19 protein-coding genes are annotated in these 20,596 nt (G+C 47.6%); 7 read left to right on the plus strand and 12 right to left on the minus strand.

Annotation, left to right across the window (positions count from 1 at the left end; translation table 11 throughout):
* Positions 1-10: 10 nt before the first annotated feature.
* The 4 genes from VLX91_16530 to VLX91_16545 are packed head-to-tail and all read right to left on the minus strand — an operon-like array spanning position 11 to position 4,152.
* Positions 11-1,246: an aspartate kinase gene (locus tag VLX91_16530; GenBank protein ID HUI31817.1), complete on the minus strand. Its 1,236-nt coding sequence runs from the start codon at positions 1,244-1,246 to the stop codon at positions 11-13.
* 41 nt (positions 1,247-1,287) lie between these two features.
* Entirely contained in the window at positions 1,288-2,340 is a 1,053-nt protein-coding gene (gene thrC, locus VLX91_16535; GenBank protein HUI31818.1) for a threonine synthase, read from the minus strand.
* Positions 2,341-2,363: 23 nt separating this feature from the next.
* Positions 2,364-3,392 carry a zinc-binding dehydrogenase gene (locus VLX91_16540; protein HUI31819.1) on the minus strand — a complete coding sequence of 343 codons (1,029 nt, stop codon included), beginning with the start codon at positions 3,390-3,392 and terminating at the stop codon, positions 2,364-2,366.
* Between the two features lies 1 nt (position 3,393).
* Positions 3,394-4,152, minus strand: coding sequence for an SDR family NAD(P)-dependent oxidoreductase (locus VLX91_16545; protein ID HUI31820.1), 759 nt, complete (start codon positions 4,150-4,152; stop codon positions 3,394-3,396).
* Between the two features lie 170 nt (positions 4,153-4,322).
* On the opposite strand from VLX91_16545, the gene VLX91_16550 reads away from it, so the two are divergent.
* From VLX91_16550 to VLX91_16580, 7 genes are all read left to right on the plus strand, one after another.
* The gene (locus VLX91_16550) at positions 4,323-5,276 is read left to right on the plus strand and encodes a phage integrase N-terminal SAM-like domain-containing protein (GenBank protein HUI31821.1); all 954 of its coding nucleotides are present in this window, start codon (positions 4,323-4,325) and stop codon (positions 5,274-5,276) included.
* Between the two features lie 34 nt (positions 5,277-5,310).
* Positions 5,311-7,782, plus strand: coding sequence for a leucine--tRNA ligase (gene leuS, locus VLX91_16555; GenBank protein HUI31822.1), 2,472 nt, complete (start codon positions 5,311-5,313; stop codon positions 7,780-7,782).
* Entirely contained in the window at positions 7,782-8,531 is a 750-nt protein-coding gene (locus tag VLX91_16560) for a glycosyltransferase family 2 protein (protein ID HUI31823.1), read from the plus strand. Before leuS ends, VLX91_16560 begins: the two co-directional genes overlap by 1 nt.
* Entirely contained in the window at positions 8,512-10,392 is a 1,881-nt protein-coding gene (locus VLX91_16565) for an ABC transporter ATP-binding protein (protein ID HUI31824.1), read from the plus strand. Before VLX91_16560 ends, VLX91_16565 begins: the two co-directional genes overlap by 20 nt.
* Before the next feature lie 44 nt (positions 10,393-10,436).
* A complete protein-coding gene (locus VLX91_16570) occupies positions 10,437-12,026 on the plus strand; it encodes a hypothetical protein (GenBank protein ID HUI31825.1) in 1,590 nt (529 codons plus the stop codon).
* A complete protein-coding gene (locus tag VLX91_16575) occupies positions 12,023-13,393 on the plus strand; it encodes an APC family permease (GenBank protein ID HUI31826.1) in 1,371 nt (456 codons plus the stop codon). The genes VLX91_16570 and VLX91_16575 overlap by 4 nt, the downstream gene beginning before the upstream one ends.
* A gap of 111 nt (positions 13,394-13,504) precedes the next feature.
* Positions 13,505-15,370 (plus strand): thioredoxin domain-containing protein, encoded by a 1,866-nt coding sequence (locus VLX91_16580; GenBank protein ID HUI31827.1) that lies wholly within the window; start codon positions 13,505-13,507, stop codon positions 15,368-15,370.
* Positions 15,371-15,389: 19 nt separating this feature from the next.
* Here VLX91_16580 and VLX91_16585 read toward each other — a convergent pair whose 3' ends face one another.
* The 8 genes from VLX91_16585 to VLX91_16620 form a co-directional block, all read right to left on the minus strand.
* Positions 15,390-15,626, minus strand: coding sequence for a DUF2007 domain-containing protein (locus tag VLX91_16585; GenBank protein HUI31828.1), 237 nt, complete (start codon positions 15,624-15,626; stop codon positions 15,390-15,392).
* An 18-nt stretch (positions 15,627-15,644) separates the two neighbouring features.
* The gene (locus tag VLX91_16590; protein ID HUI31829.1) at positions 15,645-16,808 is read right to left on the minus strand and encodes an aminotransferase class I/II-fold pyridoxal phosphate-dependent enzyme; all 1,164 of its coding nucleotides are present in this window, start codon (positions 16,806-16,808) and stop codon (positions 15,645-15,647) included.
* Positions 16,809-16,934: 126 nt separating this feature from the next.
* Positions 16,935-17,657: a pyridoxine 5'-phosphate synthase gene (locus VLX91_16595; protein HUI31830.1), complete on the minus strand. Its 723-nt coding sequence runs from the start codon at positions 17,655-17,657 to the stop codon at positions 16,935-16,937.
* Positions 17,654-18,427 carry a 23S rRNA (guanosine(2251)-2'-O)-methyltransferase RlmB gene (gene rlmB / locus VLX91_16600; GenBank protein ID HUI31831.1) on the minus strand — a complete coding sequence of 258 codons (774 nt, stop codon included), beginning with the start codon at positions 18,425-18,427 and terminating at the stop codon, positions 17,654-17,656. Before rlmB ends, VLX91_16595 begins: the two co-directional genes overlap by 4 nt.
* Before the next feature lie 10 nt (positions 18,428-18,437).
* Entirely contained in the window at positions 18,438-18,677 is a 240-nt protein-coding gene (locus VLX91_16605) for a glutaredoxin family protein (GenBank protein ID HUI31832.1), read from the minus strand.
* Positions 18,677-19,525 (minus strand): prolipoprotein diacylglyceryl transferase, encoded by an 849-nt coding sequence (locus tag VLX91_16610; protein HUI31833.1) that lies wholly within the window; start codon positions 19,523-19,525, stop codon positions 18,677-18,679. Before VLX91_16610 ends, VLX91_16605 begins: the two co-directional genes overlap by 1 nt.
* Positions 19,526-19,534: 9 nt before the next feature.
* Positions 19,535-19,966: a hypothetical protein gene (locus tag VLX91_16615; protein HUI31834.1), complete on the minus strand. Its 432-nt coding sequence runs from the start codon at positions 19,964-19,966 to the stop codon at positions 19,535-19,537.
* A 91-nt stretch (positions 19,967-20,057) separates the two neighbouring features.
* Positions 20,058-20,528, minus strand: coding sequence for a PTS sugar transporter subunit IIA (locus tag VLX91_16620; GenBank protein ID HUI31835.1), 471 nt, complete (start codon positions 20,526-20,528; stop codon positions 20,058-20,060).
* Positions 20,529-20,596: the final 68 nt, after the last annotated feature.

Genomic DNA, 20,596 nt, shown 5'->3' on the forward strand with positions numbered 1-20,596 from the left:
TCTTCTTCTGTTAATGTGCGTCCTTTTCCAATCCGAATCCTTTGTGAAGGACCTGGGCAGCTTTCTTCATGTCACTTTCATTTACCACAATCGATATTTTTATCTCGCTCGTGGAAATCATTTGGATGTTTATCCCTGCATCGGCGAGCGTCTTGAACATTTTTGCGGCAACGCCCGAGTGGGTCCTCATCCCGACGCCGACTAACGAAACCTTGGCGATTCTGTCATCCCCGACAACGCGCGTCGCTTTATTCTGCTTCACCAACTCATTCAGAATTCGTATTGCCTGTTTGTAATCGGTTCGCGGAACGGTGAAGCTCATGTCGGTGTATCCCTCAGAGCTTGCGCTTTGAATTATCATGTCGACGTTGATCTCCGCTGCAGCGAGCGGCGCGAAGATGCTGTGAGCAATTCCCGGTTTATCGGAAACATGGATCACCGTTATCTTCGCCTGATTTTTGTCATGTGAAATTCCTGTGACAACAACGCTCTCCATGTCGAGCGTTTCGTTAACAACCATGGTACCCTCGCTGTTATTAAAACTGCTTCTTACGTGAATTGGAATATCAAATTTCATCCCGAAAAGGACAGATCTTGTCTGGAGAACTTTTGATCCCGAGCTCGCAAGCTCGAACATTTCCTCGAAGCTTATTCGCTTAAGCTTAGTGGCAGCCGGGACAATGTTAGGGTCGGCAGTGTAAACTCCGTCGACGTCTGTATATATTTCGCACACAAGACCGTCTTTTACGTTTGGCTTCATAGCTGCGGCAATTGCAACGGCGGTCGTATCCGAACCACCGCGGCCTAGTGTGGTGATGTCCCCCTGCTCATCAACTCCTTGGAAGCCTGCGACCACGGCAATGGCGCCTTCCTTGAGGACGTTTCTCAGTCTTTTGACATCGATCCGTTTTATGTGCGCCTTTGTAAAGGACGAATCTGTCAATAGCCTGACCTGATGGTTTTGAAGCGAACGAGCTTTGCAGCCTATGGAGTTTAACGTCATCGAAAGAAGGGCGGAAGAAACCTGTTCTCCAGTGGATACGAGGACATCCATTTCGCGCGGGTCGGGTTCGGTTACTGCGGACTTCGCGAGATCGATGAGCCGGTTCGTTTCGCCCGCCATGGCACTGACGACCGCAACCACGTCGTTCCCCTGTGATTTAGTCTCAGCGACTCGTTTAGCAACATTGCGAATTCGTTCGATAGTTCCTACCGATGTTCCGCCAAATTTCTGAACAACTAGCATGTCAATAAAATGTTAAATATTAAATTTCGAACTTCAAATTCTTAACTTTGGATGAGTTTGAGCACCTCGGATAGAATTGGTTTCGCCGCAAGCGGAGGTGGAACGTCTCTGGACGCCGTGTCGGGATCTTTTAATCCATTTCCCGTCAAAGTACAGACGACCACATCTTTATCGGTGAAATAATTCCTTCCGATAAGTTGTTTCAGTCCGGCAACTGAAGAAGCCGAGGCTGGTTCGCAGAAGATTCCTTCGGTGGATGCTATTAGTCTCTGCGCCGACAAAATTTCCGCGTCGGTCACTATGTTGATTTGTCCTTTCGATTCGTCCAGAGCCTGGACCGCCTGCTTCCAGCTTGCCGGATTGCCGATACGAATCGCTGTAGCGACCGTTTCGGGATGTTCAACCACTTTTCCATGAACGATCGGCGCGGCACCCTCTGCCTGGAAGCCGAGCATCTTCGGAAGACTGGTGCGGTTCTTCTCCGACCATTCTCTGTAGCCTTTCCAGTATGCCGTTATATTGCCTGCGTTGCCCACCGGCAGCGAATGATGCGTCGGGATTTTTCCGAGAACCTCGATGATTTCAAATGATGCTGTCTTCTGTCCTTCTATGCGAAACGGGTTGATCGAGTTGACGATCACCACTTTTGTCTTCTCTCCGATCTCTCGAACTATTCTCAGTGCGTCGTCGAAGTTGCCGTCGATCTCGATCACCTTTGCACCGTAGATCAGTGCCTGTGCCAGCTTACCGATGGCAATTTTTCCTTTCGGCAAAATCACAAACGCCCGGAGTCCTGCCTTTGCGGCGTAAGCGGCTGCGGATGCAGACGTGTTTCCGGTAGATGCACAAATGACCGCCTCCGCTCTATCTTGAACGGCTTTCGTAATCGCGACAGTCATTCCACGATCCTTGAAGGAGCCGGTAGGGTTCATTCCTTCAAATTTGAGGAAAATTTTCGCCGGCGATTTGATATCTTTCCGGAGATTGTCGGCCTCGATTAACGGCGTGTTTCCTTCTAAGAGGGTGACAGGTTTCACTCCTTCCGAGAAAGGAAGGTAGCTGAGATATTTATTTATTACTCCAGAATATGACATTTCAATACGATTTCAAATTAATTTTAAAAGGTTAGAACGATCTTTCCAAAATGCCGGCGGCTCTCAATGATCTCGTGCGCCTTCCGAACTTCGGTGAAGTGCACGGTTCTATCAATGACAGCCTTGAACTTTTTCTCACTGAGCAATTCAAGCAATGTGAACAGCAGGCTTTTGCTTCCCATCATGCTTCCGTAAATCGTCAATTGCCTGGAGAAAACGTAGCGGAGATCTGTCAAGGCATTGAACCCGGTCGTCGCACCGCAGGTAACAATCCTTCCACCTCGTCTCGCCGAAAGCACGCTGTCGTTCCAGGTTGCCTTGCCAACGTGCTCGAAGACAATGTCGACGCCGCGCTTGTCGGTGATTCTCCTGACGCCCTGATAGATGCTTTCCGAGTTATAATTGATCACCTCGTTCGCACCGAGCGCTCGAGCTTTCTCAAGTTTTTCATCGGAGCCTGCGACGGCGATTACTCGGGCATTGAACATCCTGGCAATTTCGATTGCAGCGGTTCCAACTCCGCTGCTTGCTCCGAGAACCAGGACACTCTCCAGCGGTTGAATCTTCGCCTTCTCAACGAGCATTTGATATGCCGTTATGAAAACCAGTGCCGAAGCCGCGGCATCCTCGAACGAAACGTTGTTGGGCAGCCTGAAAACGTTGTTTTTTTTCACAGCTACGAGTTCAGCATCGGTCCCGTTGCAGTGTTCGCCAATGATTTTGTACTCGGCACAAAGATTATCTTTTCCGCTCAAACATTGTTCGCACCGGCCGCATGAAGTAGAAGGTGAAATCAAAACTCTGTCGCCGATCTTTAAGTCGTCCGCTTCCTCTCCGGCTTCTGCAATCGTTCCGGCACCATCTGATCCCAAAATCATGGGAAGGGGAAGTGTCACGTTGCGGAATCCATTCCGAACCCATATATCCAGATGGTTTATTGAAGCAGCCTCTATTTTAACGATTACTTCATTTGATTGGGGTATCGGAGCGGCAATTTCATCGACGACCACTTTGTCAACGCCGCCGTGCTCGTGTATACGAATAGCGCGCATTTTAACCGACTAAGACTGAGCCGCCGTTGACGTTAAGAATCTCTCCGGTAATATGACGTGCAAGTTCGGAAGCGAGAAACAGGATTGGTCCCGCGATATCTTCGCCCGTCGGAATTCTTCCGAGAGGGATATCCCTGCGTATTTCCTCTCTATAATTCTCATCGTTTAATGCCTCGGCGCTCATCTCGGTGTCGACCCATCCGGGCGCAACACTGTTCACCCGGATGTTGTACGGACCGAGTTCCGTGGATAGGCTTTTCGTCAGTGAAATCACTGCTCCTTTCGTGGCAGCATAATGAGAATGCAGCGCCTCTCCACGCTGACCTGCGGTCGATGAAACGTTTACGATCGCGCCGCCGCCCTGCTTCTTCATTATCGGTACGACATACCTGCAGAATAGAAAGGTCCCTTTCAAATTGACATCCATGGTCTCGTCCCACACTTTTTCATCCATCTTGTCTATTTCACCGTAGGTCCAAATTCCCGCGTTGTTCACCAGAACATTGATTTTGCCGAAGTCATTCAATACATCTTGCACGATTTGTTTTACGTCTTTTTTTTTGCCGACGTCGCCTCTATATGCGTTTGCTTTTCTTCCGAGCATTTTTATTTCGTTTATCACTTCGCTCGCGTGCTTGTCTCTTCCACGATATGTAATGGCAACATCTGCGCGCGCTTTCGCAAACCACTTTGCAGTCGCCGCGCCGATTCCTCTTGATCCTCCGGTTACTAACACTACTTGATTGCTAAAATCTATCATCTCGTTTCCAAACGGCCGTTGATTGTATAATTCAAAATAATTAAGAAGAGCTATTGATTCAATAATGTTTGGATTTTATTTGACGTTTGATAGGTCATGACTTCACACTGTCCATCTTATCCGGCCGGCTACATTGTAAAAGACGCCCGCTTGCGTTAAATTCATGTAAAATGACAGTCCGAGTAGATCCTTTTGGGACAGAGAAGTTCCCGGCAAAAAAAATTCCGCATAGTCAGCTTGAAGTTTTGATCCGTCAATTTGATGCCACGATGCGCCATGCGAGCCAGGCAACGCGGCATGTTTATAAGAAAGGACTGGATCAACTCTTAGCTTTCACTAAGACGAATGGATTTAAGTTTACGCCGAGCGACTTCAATAGTTTTCGTCTCTGGTTATTCAATGGGCGGAATCTTTCGACCAACACAGTGAATGTTTATTTGACCGCGTCGAGAAGATTTTGCGAATTTTTGATCGAACATGGTCTCTTGAAAAAGAATCCGGCCTGGAAGATACATGGAACGAAGCCGGAGTTCAAAACGGCGGAAGTAAATCTGACGGAAGTCTCAGCGGCGATATCTAGCATAGACAGGAGCACGGTTTTGGGAAAGCGCGATTTTGTCTTTTTGTCTGCGATCCTTGATACCGGCGTTTCGATCTCCGAGCTGATCGATGCAAACGTCGGCGATCTGAAAAGAGACGGGAGAAAGGCGAGACTATCTGTAAAGCTCAAAGGAACACATGCCAAAAATCTGACACTAACTTTACCCGAACAGGATACGGCAGCATTGTACGATTACTTGAATGCACGCGGATCGGCTGCGGCAGGCGAACCGCTTTTCTGCGCCCTGCGCGGTGGAGGAACCTCTAAGGCAAGGCTTTCCTTGCGTGGAGTTCGTTTTGCGATGGGACGCAGGTTGAATTTCGGAAACGATCGAAAAATCAGGCTCGACTCGCTGCGGACTTATTGTTTGGTTAGACTTATGTCCAAAGGTAAGACTTCCAAAGAAATACGTTCCATAATGCGCTTCAAAAGCAATATGCCGTTTAGAAAAATCATGTTTAACGCGCCGCATAGCCGAAGATTCGAATCTCCGAGCGGCATCCTGCATTCTGAGAAGACCTAATTCTTGGGCGGGACAAAAGCTCTAGCGAAATAAAATGAAATACGATTTTGCATCAATTGAGAAAAAGTGGCAGAAACACTGGGAAGAGAAAAAAACAAATCGCGTCAACCTTGGCGACATCAAGAGGAAACTTTATTGCCTCGTAATGTTTCTCTATCCGAGCGCAGATAAACTCCATATAGGACACTGGTACAATTTCGGCCCGACGGATACGTGGGCACGTTTCAAGCGATTGAACGGTTTCAACGTGTTCGAGCCGATGGGGTACGATGCATTCGGACTCCCGGCCGAGAACTATGCGATCAAGACCGGAGTGCATCCGCAGGACAGCACGCAGAAAAATATATCCGTGATCCGTGAACAACTCAAGACCATGGGCGCAATGTACGACTTCGATTACGAAGTCGATACTTCAAAACCGGAATACTACCGATGGACCCAATGGGTTTTCCTGCAATTATACAGAATGGGTCTCGCATACCGGACAAATGCACCTGTCAACTGGTGCCCGAAGGATCAGACGGTTCTTGCCAACGAACAGGTCGTCGAGGGAGCATGTGAAAGATGTGGCACTCCTGTGATTCGAAAATCCATGACTCAGTGGTTTTTCAGGATTACAGCTTATGCAGATAAGCTGCTCGAAGGGTTGGACAGAATTGACTGGCCCGAGCGCACGAAGCTCATGCAGAGGAACTGGATCGGACGAAGTGAGGGAATTGAAATAGTATTTACGATAGAAAATCTGGGATCGAAAATAGAGGTATTCACAACGCGGCCCGATACACTCTTCGGAGCCACTTATGTTGTCCTCGCGCCGGAGCATCCTCTCGTTCAGAAGATCACGAAGGATGAATTCAGGGTAAAAGTAAATGAGTATGTCGACTTTGTTGCGCACGAAAATGAAATAGAGCGCACCTCGACCACAAAGGAGAAGACCGGCGTCCCGACCGGAGCCTGGGCGGTCAACCCGATTAACGGTGAAAAGATTCCGATATGGATTGCAGACTATGTGCTCTCGACTTATGGAACCGGTGCAGTCATGGCCGTGCCTGCACACGACGAGCGTGATTTCGAATTTGCCACAAAATATAAACTTCCGATTCGTATAGTCGTGCAACCGAAAAATGGAGAGTTGCCCGAACCTCTGAATGCCGCATTTGTGGAAGAAGGAATCGGCGTGGACAGCGGAAAATTTTCTGGGTTAGAGAGCAGCAAGGTGTGGGATGGAGTTGCCGGCGACCTGGAACAAACCGGGAGCGGCAAAAGAAAAATAAATTACCGGTTGCGCGACTGGCTTGTATCTCGTCAACGATACTGGGGAGCGCCCATTCCAATTATCCATTGTGGATCATGCGGGGAAGTCCCGGTGCCGGAAAAAGATTTGCCTGTGCTGCTGCCTTACGATGTTGAGTTCCGGCCCAGCGGCGAATCACCCCTGGCAAGGAATGAAAAATTTGTAAATACTAACTGTCCGAAATGCGGTAAGCCGGCGAAACGCGACGTCGATACCATGGACACGTTCGTCGACTCATCGTGGTATTTTCTCCGTTATCTCTCGCCCGGTCTCGAGTCGGCACCGTTCGATAAAGAGTTAACGGCGAAGTGGCTGCCCGTTGACAAATATGTCGGAGGTGCAGAACATGCCGTGATGCATCTCCTGTACGCTCGCTTTATCGCGAAGGCATTGAAGGACGCTGGCTGGCTGAGATTTGACGAGCCGTTTCAGAGTCTTGTGCATCAGGGTACAATCACAAACCAGGGTGCCAAGATGTCGAAGTCGCGCGGAAACGTCGTTAATCCTGATCAATTCGTACAAAAGTATGGCTCCGATACATTCCGCATGTTTCTCATGTTTATGGGACCGTATAACGAGGGCGGTGACTGGAGCGATAGAGGAATCACAGGTGTCTTCAGGTTTTTGAACAAGGTCTATGATCTTTTTGAAGGTGACAGAGGATTATCGGCCGGAGAGATAATGAATTTGTCAATCAATGACTTGGTCGAGGCCGAACGCGTGGCTTATCGAAAGGTGAACCAGCTGATAAAAAAAGTAACTGAGGACATCGAGCAATTCAGGTTCAATACTGCGATCGCTGCCATGATGGAATTCATGAACGACTACACCCAAATTGTCTTGAGCAATGGTAATTCAGTGAGGGATGCCGTGAAGAACTTTGTGCTAGGGAATTTCAACGTTCTCCTTGCGCCGTTTGCACCGCACCTGGCTGAAGAGTTGAACGAAATGCGCGGGAATAAAAATTCAATTTTCATTTCCGAGAGGTGGGTTGGTTATGATCCGGCCGCTATCGTCGAAGAAAATGTGACCCTGGTGGTTCAGGTGAACGGGAAAATTAGAGGAAAACTCGAGATCCCGATCGATTCCAGCGATGAAGATATCAAAAAGCTTTCTCTTGCTGAACCGAATGTAAAAAAATATCTGGATGGTAAGCAGGTCATTAAAGCAGTCGTTGTGAAAAACAAGCTGGTGAACTTCGTAATCAAGTGATGCAGAAGGTTTCCGCCATAGTCATTGCCGGGAGGGAAGAGAAAAATATTGCCGATTGCCTGGAGAGCCTTCGGTGGGCTGACGAAATAGTTGTGGTGAATTCAGAAAGTAACGATCGAACAGTTGAGATTGCGAGACAATTTACGGACAAGATATTCATCAGGAAGTGGGAAGGATATGCTTCACAAAAAAGGTTTTCTTTGCAACAGGCAACCAACGAGTGGGTCTTGAGCATTGATGCAGACGAGCGCGTTTCGCCGGAACTTTGTTCGGAGATTCTGAGCTTGGATTTTTCAAAAGCGGACGGATTTTATATTCCCCGACGGAATTACTTTCTTGGCAGGGTGATTCGAAGCTGCGGTTGGTCGCCCGATTACCAGCTTCGCCTTTTCAAGAAATCGAAGACGAGCGTTACTGATCGGCATGTGCATGAGGGTTTCGCCGTGGACGGCAAGAAGGACTATCTTAAAAGCGAGTTGATTCACTATACGCATTCGACGATAAGCGGTACATTGGACAAAATAAACGAGTATTCAGCCCTTGAGGCGCAGGAGAAGGCGGGACGTGTGCGTATGACAGGTGCGAAAATATTTTTCAAACCTTTATGGGCATTCATCCAGCATTTCATAATGCGGCGCGGGTTCACCGATGGCGTCAGCGGACTTATGGTTTCAATAATTCACGCTATGACAAAGACGCAGGTTTACATGAAAATATGGGAAATGCAGAATGATCGGAAAAAAAGATAAACCCTTAACAATCTATTTCAGGCTTTTAGGTTATGTGCGTCCCTATAAGAGATTCCTTGGCGCCTCCGTAGTATCGACTGTATTTTATTCTCTTTTCTCCGGCGTTTCCATATATCTTATCGTTCCGCTGCTGAACACGCTCTTCAGCCAGGGGTCTCCTCAGATCGTCTCGATTCCGGCGTCAGCATCCACGTTTGACAGGGTGCGCATTGCGGTGATTAATTTTGTGAATGGATTCATTTTCGGCGGGACGAAATCGGAAGCACTGCTGAAAATATGTGTCGTCATCGTTGCAGCGTTTTTCCTGAGAAATTTTTTTGGATATGCTCAGGCGTATTTCATGGCGTTCGTGGAACAAGGCTCGATGCGGGATATACGGAATGACCTGTACAAAAAAATCCAGGAGCTTTCCATAGGATATTTTTCGAGCGAACGGACCGGCTCATTGATATCGAGAATTACGAACGATGTATTTGCGATAAACAGCGGTATCTCCGCGAGCTTCGTAACTATGATAAGGGAACCGCTCCTTGTGGCCGTTTATCTTTGCATCGCCCTCTTTCTCAGCTGGAAACTCACTATCCTATCATTCCTCGTCGCGCCGTTTATGTTGATCATCATCAGCCGTTTGGGGATGCGGCTCCATAAAGAGGGTGATCTCTCCCAGAAGCTGATTGCGGAGCTGACTTCGCTACTGCAGGAAACAATAAGCGGAATCAAGGTGGTACACTCCTTCGGGATGGAGCGATACGAGATAGGCAGATTTGAAAATCACACAAAGAATTATTTCAAATCAATCCTGAAGATGACGCATATAAGGAACTTATCTACGCCTATAACGGAATTTCTGTCTATTCTTACCGCCGGAGTGATTATTTATTACGGCGGTATGCAGGTAATTCAGTCTCACACTCTCTTGCCTAGCGAGTTCATTACTTTCCTGTTCGCTATTTTTCAGATGATGCCGTCGATAAAAGAATTGACGACGGTGAGCACGCGGGTGTATGAATCTTCGGCTGCGGGAAAAAGAATATTTGAGCTGCTGGACGAAGCAGGCAAGATTCCGGAATCGCCGGATGCGGTCAATCTCAAGGAATTCAAAAAGGAGATAAAGTTTGAAGACGTTTGGTTCAAGTATTCGTCGTCGAGAATCGGCCGCTCCAGGAAAGCGGACGGAGCGGATGTTCTCAAGAATGTCAGCTTCACTGCTCACAAGGGAGAAATTCTTGCAATAGTCGGTCCGTCGGGCGGAGGCAAAACGACGATCATTGATCTGATACCTCGGTTTTACGACCCGACGCAGGGTGTAATACGTATTGATGGAACTGATTTGCGGAATGTCACCGTACAGAGTCTGAGAAGCCTGATAGGGATCGTTTCCCAGGAGACGATTCTTTTCAACGACACCGTCAGAAATAACATCGCTTACGGCTTGACGGATTGTCCGAGTGAAAAAATTATTCAAGCTGCTAGAGCTGCCAACGCTCACGACTTCATCACTCAGCTACCTCAAGGTTATGATACCGTCATCGGTGAACGAGGGACAAAACTCTCGGGTGGACAGCGCCAGCGTATCTCAATTGCGCGGGCACTTTTGAAGAATCCTCCGCTCATGATTTTCGATGAGGCAACATCAGCTCTCGACTCGGAGTCCGAGATGCTCGTACAGGAGGCGATAGAGAGGCTGATGCAAAACAGGACTTCCATAGTGATTGCGCATCGGTTGTCGACGATCAAGAACGCGGACAGAATAATCGTCGTTGAAGGGGGAGAAATTGTCCAACGCGGGAAACATCAGGAGCTTGTTCGTCAGAAGGGTGGAATCTACAAAAAGCTTTACGAAATGCAGTTCAACGATTAGTGCTCATACAAGTACCCAACCAATAAAATTTCGGTGACCGGCTATTGATCGGCAAGCTTAAAGAGGCGCTTCAAAACAAAACAAGGCTGCTCATTCTACTGGCAATAATCGAGATTGCCCTGCTGATTCTCAGTATCCCCTTTTTCAAATTAAACGGCGATGAGGCATGGTTTGCGGAAGAGTCGTATTTCATGAGCCAGAAGGGATACTCTGCGTCGAACTTGTTTTCCGGTTTTCTCATGGAAGATGTACGCATAGTGGTACAGCATAAACTTTTTATCTATCTGGGTGCTGCACTATTCAAAATATTGTATTTCGATCTATGGGTTTTTCGTTTGATACCAATTCTTGCGCTCGTCGTCCTCGTGGTCTTCATGGTCAAGTATCAGCAAAATTACCTGGCCGCAGGCGGTTCGGCCGGCTTGCCCTCCGCAAGGCTTCAGCTTTTTCTCAGCCTTTGCATTGCATTTGCCGTTCACGATTTTGTTTATTTAGCGAAGGTTGGCCGACCTGATATGCTGGTGACCTTGCTTGGTTTCATCAGTTTCTATTTGTTGGCAGCATATCACAGACGTGAAAAGTACTGGCGGGCAGGTCTGGCGGGTTTTTTCGCGGGGCTCGCGATGCTGGCACATCTCAACGGGATCATATTCGTTGCAGCGGGACTAGCTGTTCTACTGCTGCGGAAGAAGTTCTCTGCATCGCTGTTATTCGGCATCCTCGCCGTGGCTGCGTTTCTTCCGTATCTCCTCGATATTTATCTGCACTATGATATCTTCAAGGTGCAAATAAACAGCCCGCTGGTCATCACAAAAACTGAGTTTACGCTTCTTAAGCCGTTGATAAATATGTCAAGAGAACACCAGCGTTTGTTTCGCAAGCCCCAGATCATTATTCCCTCCGCTTTGTTCTTTTTTCAGCTAATCACAAACTGGAGAAAGCTTTTTGACAATGGCATGAGAGGTCTAACGGTTTACACTCTCTTGCTGATGTTCTTCCTCGGTCTTTTTGTCGAGGATAAGACAATGAAGTATTCGACGTACTTGATTCCGTTCTGGGGAATCCTTATAGCGAGAAGCATGATCACTATGGATGCAAAGAGAAAATGGATTTTTCCCGCGAACGCTTTTCTCCTGTTAGCTCTCTTTGTGACCGGCCTGTTTTGGCAGGTAGAATCGGTCTTTGAAAAGGAAAACTATCCCCCTCTGAATAGATCGATAGCTGCCGAGATGCCGCAGCATTCTACTTGTGTTGCTCCGATGAATTTTATTTTCAATGAAGTCGCGAACTATAAAATTCTTTCCGATTATCTTGTGGGATACGAAGGATTCGGCGAAACCAAGATAGAATCCCTTTCGGATTTTTGTCGGAAGAAGAATTGTAAATACGTAGTATTTAACAAATATGGTGATGAGTGGGACTATATTCATGATTATAACGATACGGCGGGACTCTTGAAGAAATTTGAGATTGTCGCGGCGAATCATGATTTCACAATCCTGAAATGCAGAGATACATCGGCGGGGGAGCCGACCTGCACAACTCCGCCGGAAGCTGGATCTGCTGTTCAACAGTATGTGTCCTATATGGCCGAGCGAGCGAGGCTCGACAGAAAGCCTACGGACATACGATGACTGAACTTCTTCGGGCCCTGAAAGTCAGAGACATCGTTCTATTTAATGTCGTCGCGATCGTTGGTACTCGATGGATTTCGCTCGCCGCAGCGACAGGTACAGGTTCAATTTCCCTGTGGGTGCTCGCTCTAATTTTGTTTTTCATTCCACAAGGCATTGTGGTAATTCATCTCAGCAGGAAATATCCAGTTGAAGGCGGAGTCTACGAATGGGCAAAAGTCGAGTTCGGAGATTTCCACGGTTTCGTTGCTGGCTGGTGTTACTGGGCAAATAATTTGGTTTATTATCCATCGCTCTTGATCTCGGTCGCTGCGATAGCTCCGTTTATTCTCCCGTCGACTTCCGCCATGATTCCGAGCAGTATGTTCATCGTGATCGCGAGTTTGGTTATACTATGGATTGCGATCGGTTTTAACGTAATTGGTGTAAAGATTGGAAAGTGGGTGCAGAATGTCGGAGCAGTCGGGACATTCGTTCCGATTTTCATAATCGCGGCTTTGGCGGGACTGATTATATATTTCGGAAAATCTGAGACGCAATTTTCTCTGCACACGGTCTTGCCAACAAAATTGGATTACGGCACAATTTCGTTTTGGTCTTCGATGTGTTTTGCGCTCGCCGGACTTGAGCTGGCCGCCGTCATGTCGGGAGAAATAATTGATGCCGAAAAGACCATTCCGAGGGCGACATATCTTTCCGGCGCGGGAATCGTTTTTGTTTACCTGGTCGGAACGATTTCGCTGTTGGTTGGACTTTCGTCGAAAGACGTTAACCTCGTCACCGGTCTGGTCCAGTCGATTCAGGAGCTGGAGCATAAAACGGGGATGAGATACTTGACAAACTTAAGCGCACTGCTGATTACACTTGCCGGGATTGGCGGAGCAGGGGCGTGGCTCGCGGGGAGTGCAAGGATTTTGTTTGTCACCGGGATAGACAGTTATCTTCCTAAGAGTTTCGCGAGAGTTCATCCGAAATGGAAAACGCCGCATGTCGCGATAATTTTCCAGGGGATTATCGCTACCGTCTTCCTGCTGATGAGTTTCATCGGCGCCTCAACCGAACAGGCGTATCTCGCACTCGTCGACGCAACCATCATAGTTTACTTCATTCCGTACGTATACATTTTTCTGGCGGCAATAAGAAGTCTGCAGAGAGAGCGAAAGAAGAATAATAATCTGCAGACTAAATTGAGAATCATCATGTCGGGGGTCGGTGGGATGACGACCATAGTCGCAATTGTCCTGGCACTATTTCCGCCGAACGCAGGAGGGAGTCCGGTTCTATTTTTTGCAAAGACTCTAATCGGTTCATTCGTGTTCGTTGTGGTTGGAATCATTATTTTTTTGAACGCAAGAAGAAAAAGGTAAGCCAAGGAGCCACGAACGCTTGAAGACGTGCGGGCAGAAAGAGCGGGCTTAGTTTATACGATATTCTTTGTCGCGGGATTTTATGACACTTAACTTTGTTGTGAATTAGCGATGGAGCTGAAGAATCGACTTGGTGAAAACGAAAGTCCTTACCTCCGTGAGGCATCAGGCCAGCCTGTACACTGGCAGGTCTATTCGGATGAGATATTCAAGTTGGCGGAACAGCTGGATCGACCCATTCTTCTCGACATCGGCGCAGTGTGGTGCCATTGGTGCCACGTCATGGATAGAGAATCTTATTCTGATCCGGTGGTCGCAGAAATCATCAATAAACACTTTGTGCCTGTAAAGGTCGACCGTGATCAGATGCCTGATGTGGACTCACGCTACCAAACTGCGATCGGTGCGTTGGCAGGTGCGGGCGGCTGGCCTTTGACGGGGTTTCTTACTTTTGACGGAAAGGCATTTTATGGGGGCACGTATTTTCCGAAGGACGACACGCACGGAAGGCAGGGCTTGCTCAAACTCCTGCCGCAGATTGCCGAATTGTACGCGACAAGACGAACCGACATATTAAGAAGTGCGGAGGAAATGTTCCATCATTTAAAGGAATATGAACTTAACTCGGCGCAGCGGGGTGAATTGAACGAAGGGATCATCGGAAAAATCATTGACGATGCGCGCGCGAGATTTGACAAAAGTTTCGGCGGATTTGGTGGCGCGCCGAAATTTTATAATCCCACCGCTTTGCAGCTTCTCGCTGAGGAGGCTATAAGTCGAAACGATCCGAATCTGAAAGAGATCGTCGAAGCGACGCTGGATTGCATTGCCCGTGGAGGCGTCTATGACCAGCTTGGCGGCGGATTTCATAGGTACTCCGTCGACAGATATTGGCACGTCCCGCACTTCGAAAAAATGTTGTATGACAGTGCCCTCATGCTGGAAACATATTTACTCGGCCTTCAACTTTCAGGAAACGTCGAAGGATCCGTTCGAGGGAAGTTTTACGCAAGGGTCGCTCGTGAGACTGCCGATTGGATAACCGGGAGGATGAGAGCACCGAACGGCGCCTTTTACGCACACCAGGATGCCGATGTCGATGAATCCGACGACGGCACATACTGGACATGGACAAAGAGAGAATTAGAAGATGTGCTCACGAAAGAAGAGAATGAAGTTGCACAGTTATATTTCGATATTCGGGAGATGCCGGGGGATATCCATGAGTTTCCTGAAAGAAATGTGCTGAGGATTACCTTAGAGGAAAAAGATATAGTGAAAAATTCCAAGGCATCAGAGGATCGTATTCTCGATCTAATCGGAAGCGCCAGGCAAAAGCTGCTTGACTCGCGCAATCGGAGAAAACCGCCTTTTGTTGAGAAGACAATTTTTGCCGACCGGAACGGATTGGCAATAGGCTCGCTGGTCGAAGCCTCAATCGCTTTGAAGGAAAGAAAATATTTTCAGGCAGCCGAGGAAGCCGCCGCATTTATCATGGATAATATGTGTGATGTTCACGGAAATGTTGCACATGCATTTTCCGGAGGCGCGGTGTTGTATCGCGGCTTGCTTGATGATAACGTATTGTTCGGGAATGCGCTTCTCGACTTGTTTGAGGCGGCAAGGAACGAGGTGCACCTCTATGCTGCCGAAAAGATTGCGCAGCTGCTTCTCGAAGAGTTCAACGACGGTGAGAACGGCGGCTTCCTTGATCGGCCGATTAAGGCGGAGGACCATGACTCCCATATGGAATTGCGGAAGAAACCCATAGAAGATGCGCCAACTCCATCGGGAAATTCGTGCGCAGCGATTCTCTTTGATCGATTGTTTGTCGTGACTGAGAACAGGAAATATTTTGAGGCAGCGGACGCGGCATTGAAAGCGTTTGCAGGATCTGCGGAGAGGTTTGGATTACATGCGGCAAATTATGCCCGGGCCTTGAGACTTCATCTCGGCCTGATCAGGAACGTGAGATGATTCGCGGAGTGTCAAACTGTTAGCGCTTGCCTTGAATTAGATCTCGTAGTACTTCCTTGGCTCGCTCTTCGTCTTTCTCTTTCACCAGGAAATCGACAGTAGCCATGCCATCGGCTCCCGGGTAAAGAGCGGCAAAATTTTCGTTGCTGGTAATATATTCGATTCCTTCTTTGTCCAGTATCATTTTCGCGTTAATGATCTCGCTCGGCACAAATGTGTAATAGACGCGAACGTAATCCGATGAAATAGACTTCATTTTGAACCTCGCCGCTTTCTAGATTCTCGCTAGCGCGTTTTTAAAATCTTGTATAAGATCGTCGACATCTTCAATGCCAACAGATATTCTCACCATACCTTCCGTCACTTTGGCTGCATTCAATTCCTCAGGTTTCATTTTTATATGGCTTGTGAGGACGGGAATGCTGACGAGCGTATCGGTGCCTCCTAAGCTCGTGGCGTTGAGTGCGATCTCAAGATTGTCGCAGAACTTCTTTGCCGATTCCAAATTCACAAGCTCTACGCACAACATTCCGCCGAAGCCTTTCATCTGGCGTCTGGCAATCTTGTAATTCTTCGATCCCGGGAGGCCGGGATAAAACACAGCTTTCACCTTTTTTTGGCGCATAAAGAACTCGGCGAGTCTTTGCGCCCCTCTGTTCTGCTGTTCAACCCGCACTTTCAGCGTCTTTAAACTTCGGTCAAGCATATAAGCATCGATCGGGTTAATGCATCCGCCGAACGCTTTCATGGTCTCGCGAATCGCGCGCACACGCCCTTTTGTCGAGGCCGCAGCGCCGGCCATGATGTCGCTGTGGCCTCCGATATATTTGGTCGCACTATGTATGACCACGTCGACTCCAAAGTCGATTGGATTCTGATTGATCGGAGAGGCGAAAGTGTTGTCCATGATGGTCAGGGCGCCGATTTTTCTTGCAGCCTTAACGGTCTTGGAGATCGAAACGCAGTCGGTGGTAGGATTTATCGGCGTCTCAAAATATACAATCCTTGCCTGGAGGAAGTCTTCGCTGAATGTGTAAAGCTGGCTTTCGTCGACAAATTGTACTTGGATACCGAATTTTGGTGCGATGTCCCGGAGAAATCTGTATGCCATTCCGTATAGTCTGCGCTGTGCAACAACCGTGCTCCCGTTTTCCACGAAGGAGAGAATCACCGTCGTGATGGCTGCCATGCCGCTGGAAAAGAGAATAGCATCTTCGGCGTTTTCGAGCGCGGCAATTTTTTCTTCCACGTTTCTTACCGTCGGATTTGAGTAGCGGGTGTACATGTAAAATTCTTCCTCGTCACCACTGATGTATTTGTCGTAGTCATCGCTTTTCTCGACGGCAAATGTTGTGCTCTGATAGATCGGATAGTTAGCGCCACGATAGGTTTTGTCCTTCCTGCCATGAATCGCCTGTGTTGACTTACTCTTTATCAATATTCAACCTCCTAATGATGAAAATCGTAATCAAAGTACTGTCCCGAGGAATGCTAAATGCAAATCCCAGCAATATCGTCGATCAAAATGAGAATCTTCATTTGTCGTAATGTATTACAGCGGTTCTTAACGGTCACACTCGCAAAGAATCGCCATCATTTCCTTGACGGCTCGTTCCATTCCCACAAAGAGGGCATGAGAGATAAGCGCGTGGCCTATACTAAATTCTTCTATTTCGCCAATCATGGCTACAGATTTTAGATTGCTGTAATTTAATCCATGACCAGCGTTTACTTTTAGACCTAATTTGTTTGCGAACTTTGCTCCCTTCTTGATACGATCAAGCTGTACCATGATATTGTTGCCTTTTGCGTTTGCATATTCGCCCGTGTGGAGCTCGACGAAATCGGCCCCGGCTTTTCGGGCCGCTTTAATTTGGGTCTCGACCGGGTCCACGAAGAGGCTGACAAGAATATTTTTTTCGTGAAATCTGTTCGTGACATCCTTCAGTCTTGAGACTTCCGCTGCTGCGTCAAGCCCGCCTTCAGTTGTTAATTCCTGTCTGCGTTCAGGAACAAGGGTCACGAGATCAGGCACGACGTCGAGAGCGACGTCTATGATTTCATCGGTCGCGGCCATCTCAAGGTCGAGCTTGGTTTTCAGCGTCTTACGGAGAAGGTACACATCATCGTCTTGAATATGCCTGCGATCTTCACGGAGATGGCTGACAATTCCCGAGGCGCCCGCCAGCTCCGCGATGAGAGCCGCGGTCACCGGATCGGGCTGATTTTCGCCGCGAGCCTGTCGCAGCGTAGCGACGTGATCGATGTTTACGGATAATCTTTTCATGTCCCTATCATATCCTTCCGGGACAGCGTCCCTTTTTGACGTGAAATTTCATAACAGATGATTCCGGCTGCCGCCGATACATTTAATGAATCTATTTTTCCCAATTGCGGAATAGAAAAGGTTATATCTGACTTGTCGCGCAAAATCCTCCTGACACCGCTCCCTTCGTTTCCGATTATAACGGAGAGCGGAACACGTGCATCCATTTCAATAATTGAAAGCGGAGCTTTAACGGCGCTCGTCGCAATCCAGTAGCCCGATTTCTTCAGCTCCATGATTGTTTGATGCAGGTTCGTTTCACGGGCGATCTTAAGATGGAATGCGCTGCCGGCTGAGGCTTTAATTGCCGTTTCGTTCAGGGGTGCTTGCTGATCTTTTGATATGATAACTCCATCCACGTTAAAGAACGCTGCTGAACGTAGAATCGCTCCAAAGTTTTGCGGATCCTGCACGCGGTCAAGGACAAGCAGAAAAGGATACTCCTTATCAGACGCTGCATCAATCAGTGATTGGAGCGTCTCGTATTTTATTTTGCTTACAGTGGCGACGATTCCCTGCGCGGATTGGTCTCGAGATAAATTTGAAGTAAGCTCAGCGAATTGCTTTGAATCGACGCGGGCGATAGGAATGGATTGACGTTTTGCAAGGGCATAAATCTCGTTCAGACTTCCGCCATGCGCTGAATAGAGGACATAGATTTTCGAAATGTTCATCTCGCTTTTGAGAGCTTCAGCGACGGCGTTGCGGCCGATAATATTTTCTTCACTCATGGAAGAATCCTTACTCGAACTCTGCAAGCTTTCTCAGAAAGGCTGCCTCGTCAAGCTTAAACTCAAAAACCATCTTGTCGTTGATGAAGACCACCGGGACCTTTTCGCCGAATCTTTCAAATAAATCCGTATTTAGTTCGAGCGTAATTCTTTCAAGGAAAAATTTTTTCTCCTTCTTTAATTTTTCAAGAACCGACTCAGCATCTTCACATAGCTTACAGTTTTCCTTTTTGTACAAAAGTACCTTCATCACTTCTTTATTGCTCCGGATATGCGGGACAAATAAACAAATCCTCCCATTCCGATCAAAATCAACGGAATGGAGACCAGCTGCGCTTCACTTAAGCCGAAGAGAAGCCGCGGATTCAGTCTGATAAACTCTACGAGAAGCCTTTCGAGTCCCGCAAGAATGAGATAAAGCATGAAGATTTTACCGTCGGGTTTAATCGTCTTTCGAATTTTCCACAGAAAAAGAAATATTATCGTACATGCGAAAAACTCGTAAATCGGAGTCGGATGAAGAAGAGTATGATCCGGCACAATTCCACCGGGAAACTTGGCGGCAATATTCGGGAAATCTCTAAACGCCTCTGACGGCGGCAGAATGCCTCTGGCATAATCCACCCCCCACGGAAGGTGAGTCGGCATGCCATAATCTCCGTCGCCTGACAAATGACATCCGATCCTCGCTACTCCATATCCGAGAATCAACGCCGGTCCGAAAGCGTCCGCTACCGACAGGAACTTGTAGTGTTTCCTTCTGATGTCCCACGAAATAATCAATGCCGCGAGAATAAAACCTCCATACCATGTCAGCCCGCCTGGAGAAAAAGTCATCCCGATAGGATCGGCTAAGAAACTTCCCCAGTCTTCTATCAACGAAAGCAGCTTGGATCCGGCTATACCGAATATGACGGCGATAATCGTCAGCTCATTGGCAAAGTTCGGGCTGAGTCCCTTACGGGTAAATTCTTGCACGAGGACATAATTTGCTGCGAGAAAGCCGATTCCCATCATCAAGCCGAAACTATACACGTTAAAGGGACCGATCTTGAATAAGACCGGCGCCACCGTGTCGCTCAAAATCTTACTCAGCATATAAACTTTTCATCGAGATGACCACTCGCTCCGGTCGGTTGTTACATCGATGAATCTCCCTTCACGAGCCGTCCTGAGAATTTTTATTTTTTTGTGTATAGAAACTTTGAACTGATTGATCTGCTTGCTGCGCCGATCGACCAAAAGTGTATACACGCCCGGCTCGAGGTTCTCAATTTCGCATCTGCATATCGCGGGGCCTGCCGCTGGAAAGTCTTTGAGGGGAGTCCTTAGTCCGACGATTTTGAAAAATATCTTGTCGTCTTTTCGTTCGGTTTCCACCACCAGTTCATAGACAAAATTCTGAAATTCTTCCGACGTTCTGAAAAGAAAAACGGTGCCGGACCGCTTGGTCGTCGGATCGCTAAAATTTTCTATGAGAAGCCTGTACTCGGGCTGGTGATTGTTACGGTTTGTCTGCGGAAGTCTTTTTTTTGTCATTCTCTTTTTGAGCGAATAACGAAAAGTGAACGGTGAATAATGGAGGGAATAAGATTTTCACATTCAACATATCACTCTTCGCAGTCCACTGTTAAATATCGAAGTAGCTCATTTCTTCTTCTTTGAAAGACTGTACTATTTCGGCAGGGGTCTTTGCCGCTATCAACTTTTTTCTGAACTCATCTTTGTTCATCAACCGTGAAATTCTGCTCAGGAGTTTTATATGGGGGCCTACCATGTTGTCTCTTCCAATCAACAGAAATAACAACCTGACGGGTTCACCATCGAGCGATTGAAAGTCAACCGGCTCGCCGGTTACGGCAAAAGCCGCAACGATGTCCGTGACTGCGTCTGTTTTTCCGTGAGGAATTGCAAAACCCTTTCCAACCCCGGTCGACATGATTTTCTCGCGCTCAAAAATTGCCTCGCGGACTTTTTCCAAATCCTTAATTTTCTTTGAGCTCCTGAGCAAGTCTATCAATGCGTTGAGCACGTCATCTTTCGATTTGCCAGGCAATTTTGTAGATACAAACTCATCTTGAAGTATATCGCTGATTTTCATCTGTAAAATTTATTCCTTTCAATATTGATTGAGCGAACAATGAATAATTTACATGAGGGATGCCTTCG

The organism is Candidatus Acidiferrales bacterium, from assembly GCA_035515795.1.
Taxonomy (GTDB): domain Bacteria; phylum Bacteroidota; class Ignavibacteria; order Kryptoniales; family JAKASW01; genus JAKASW01.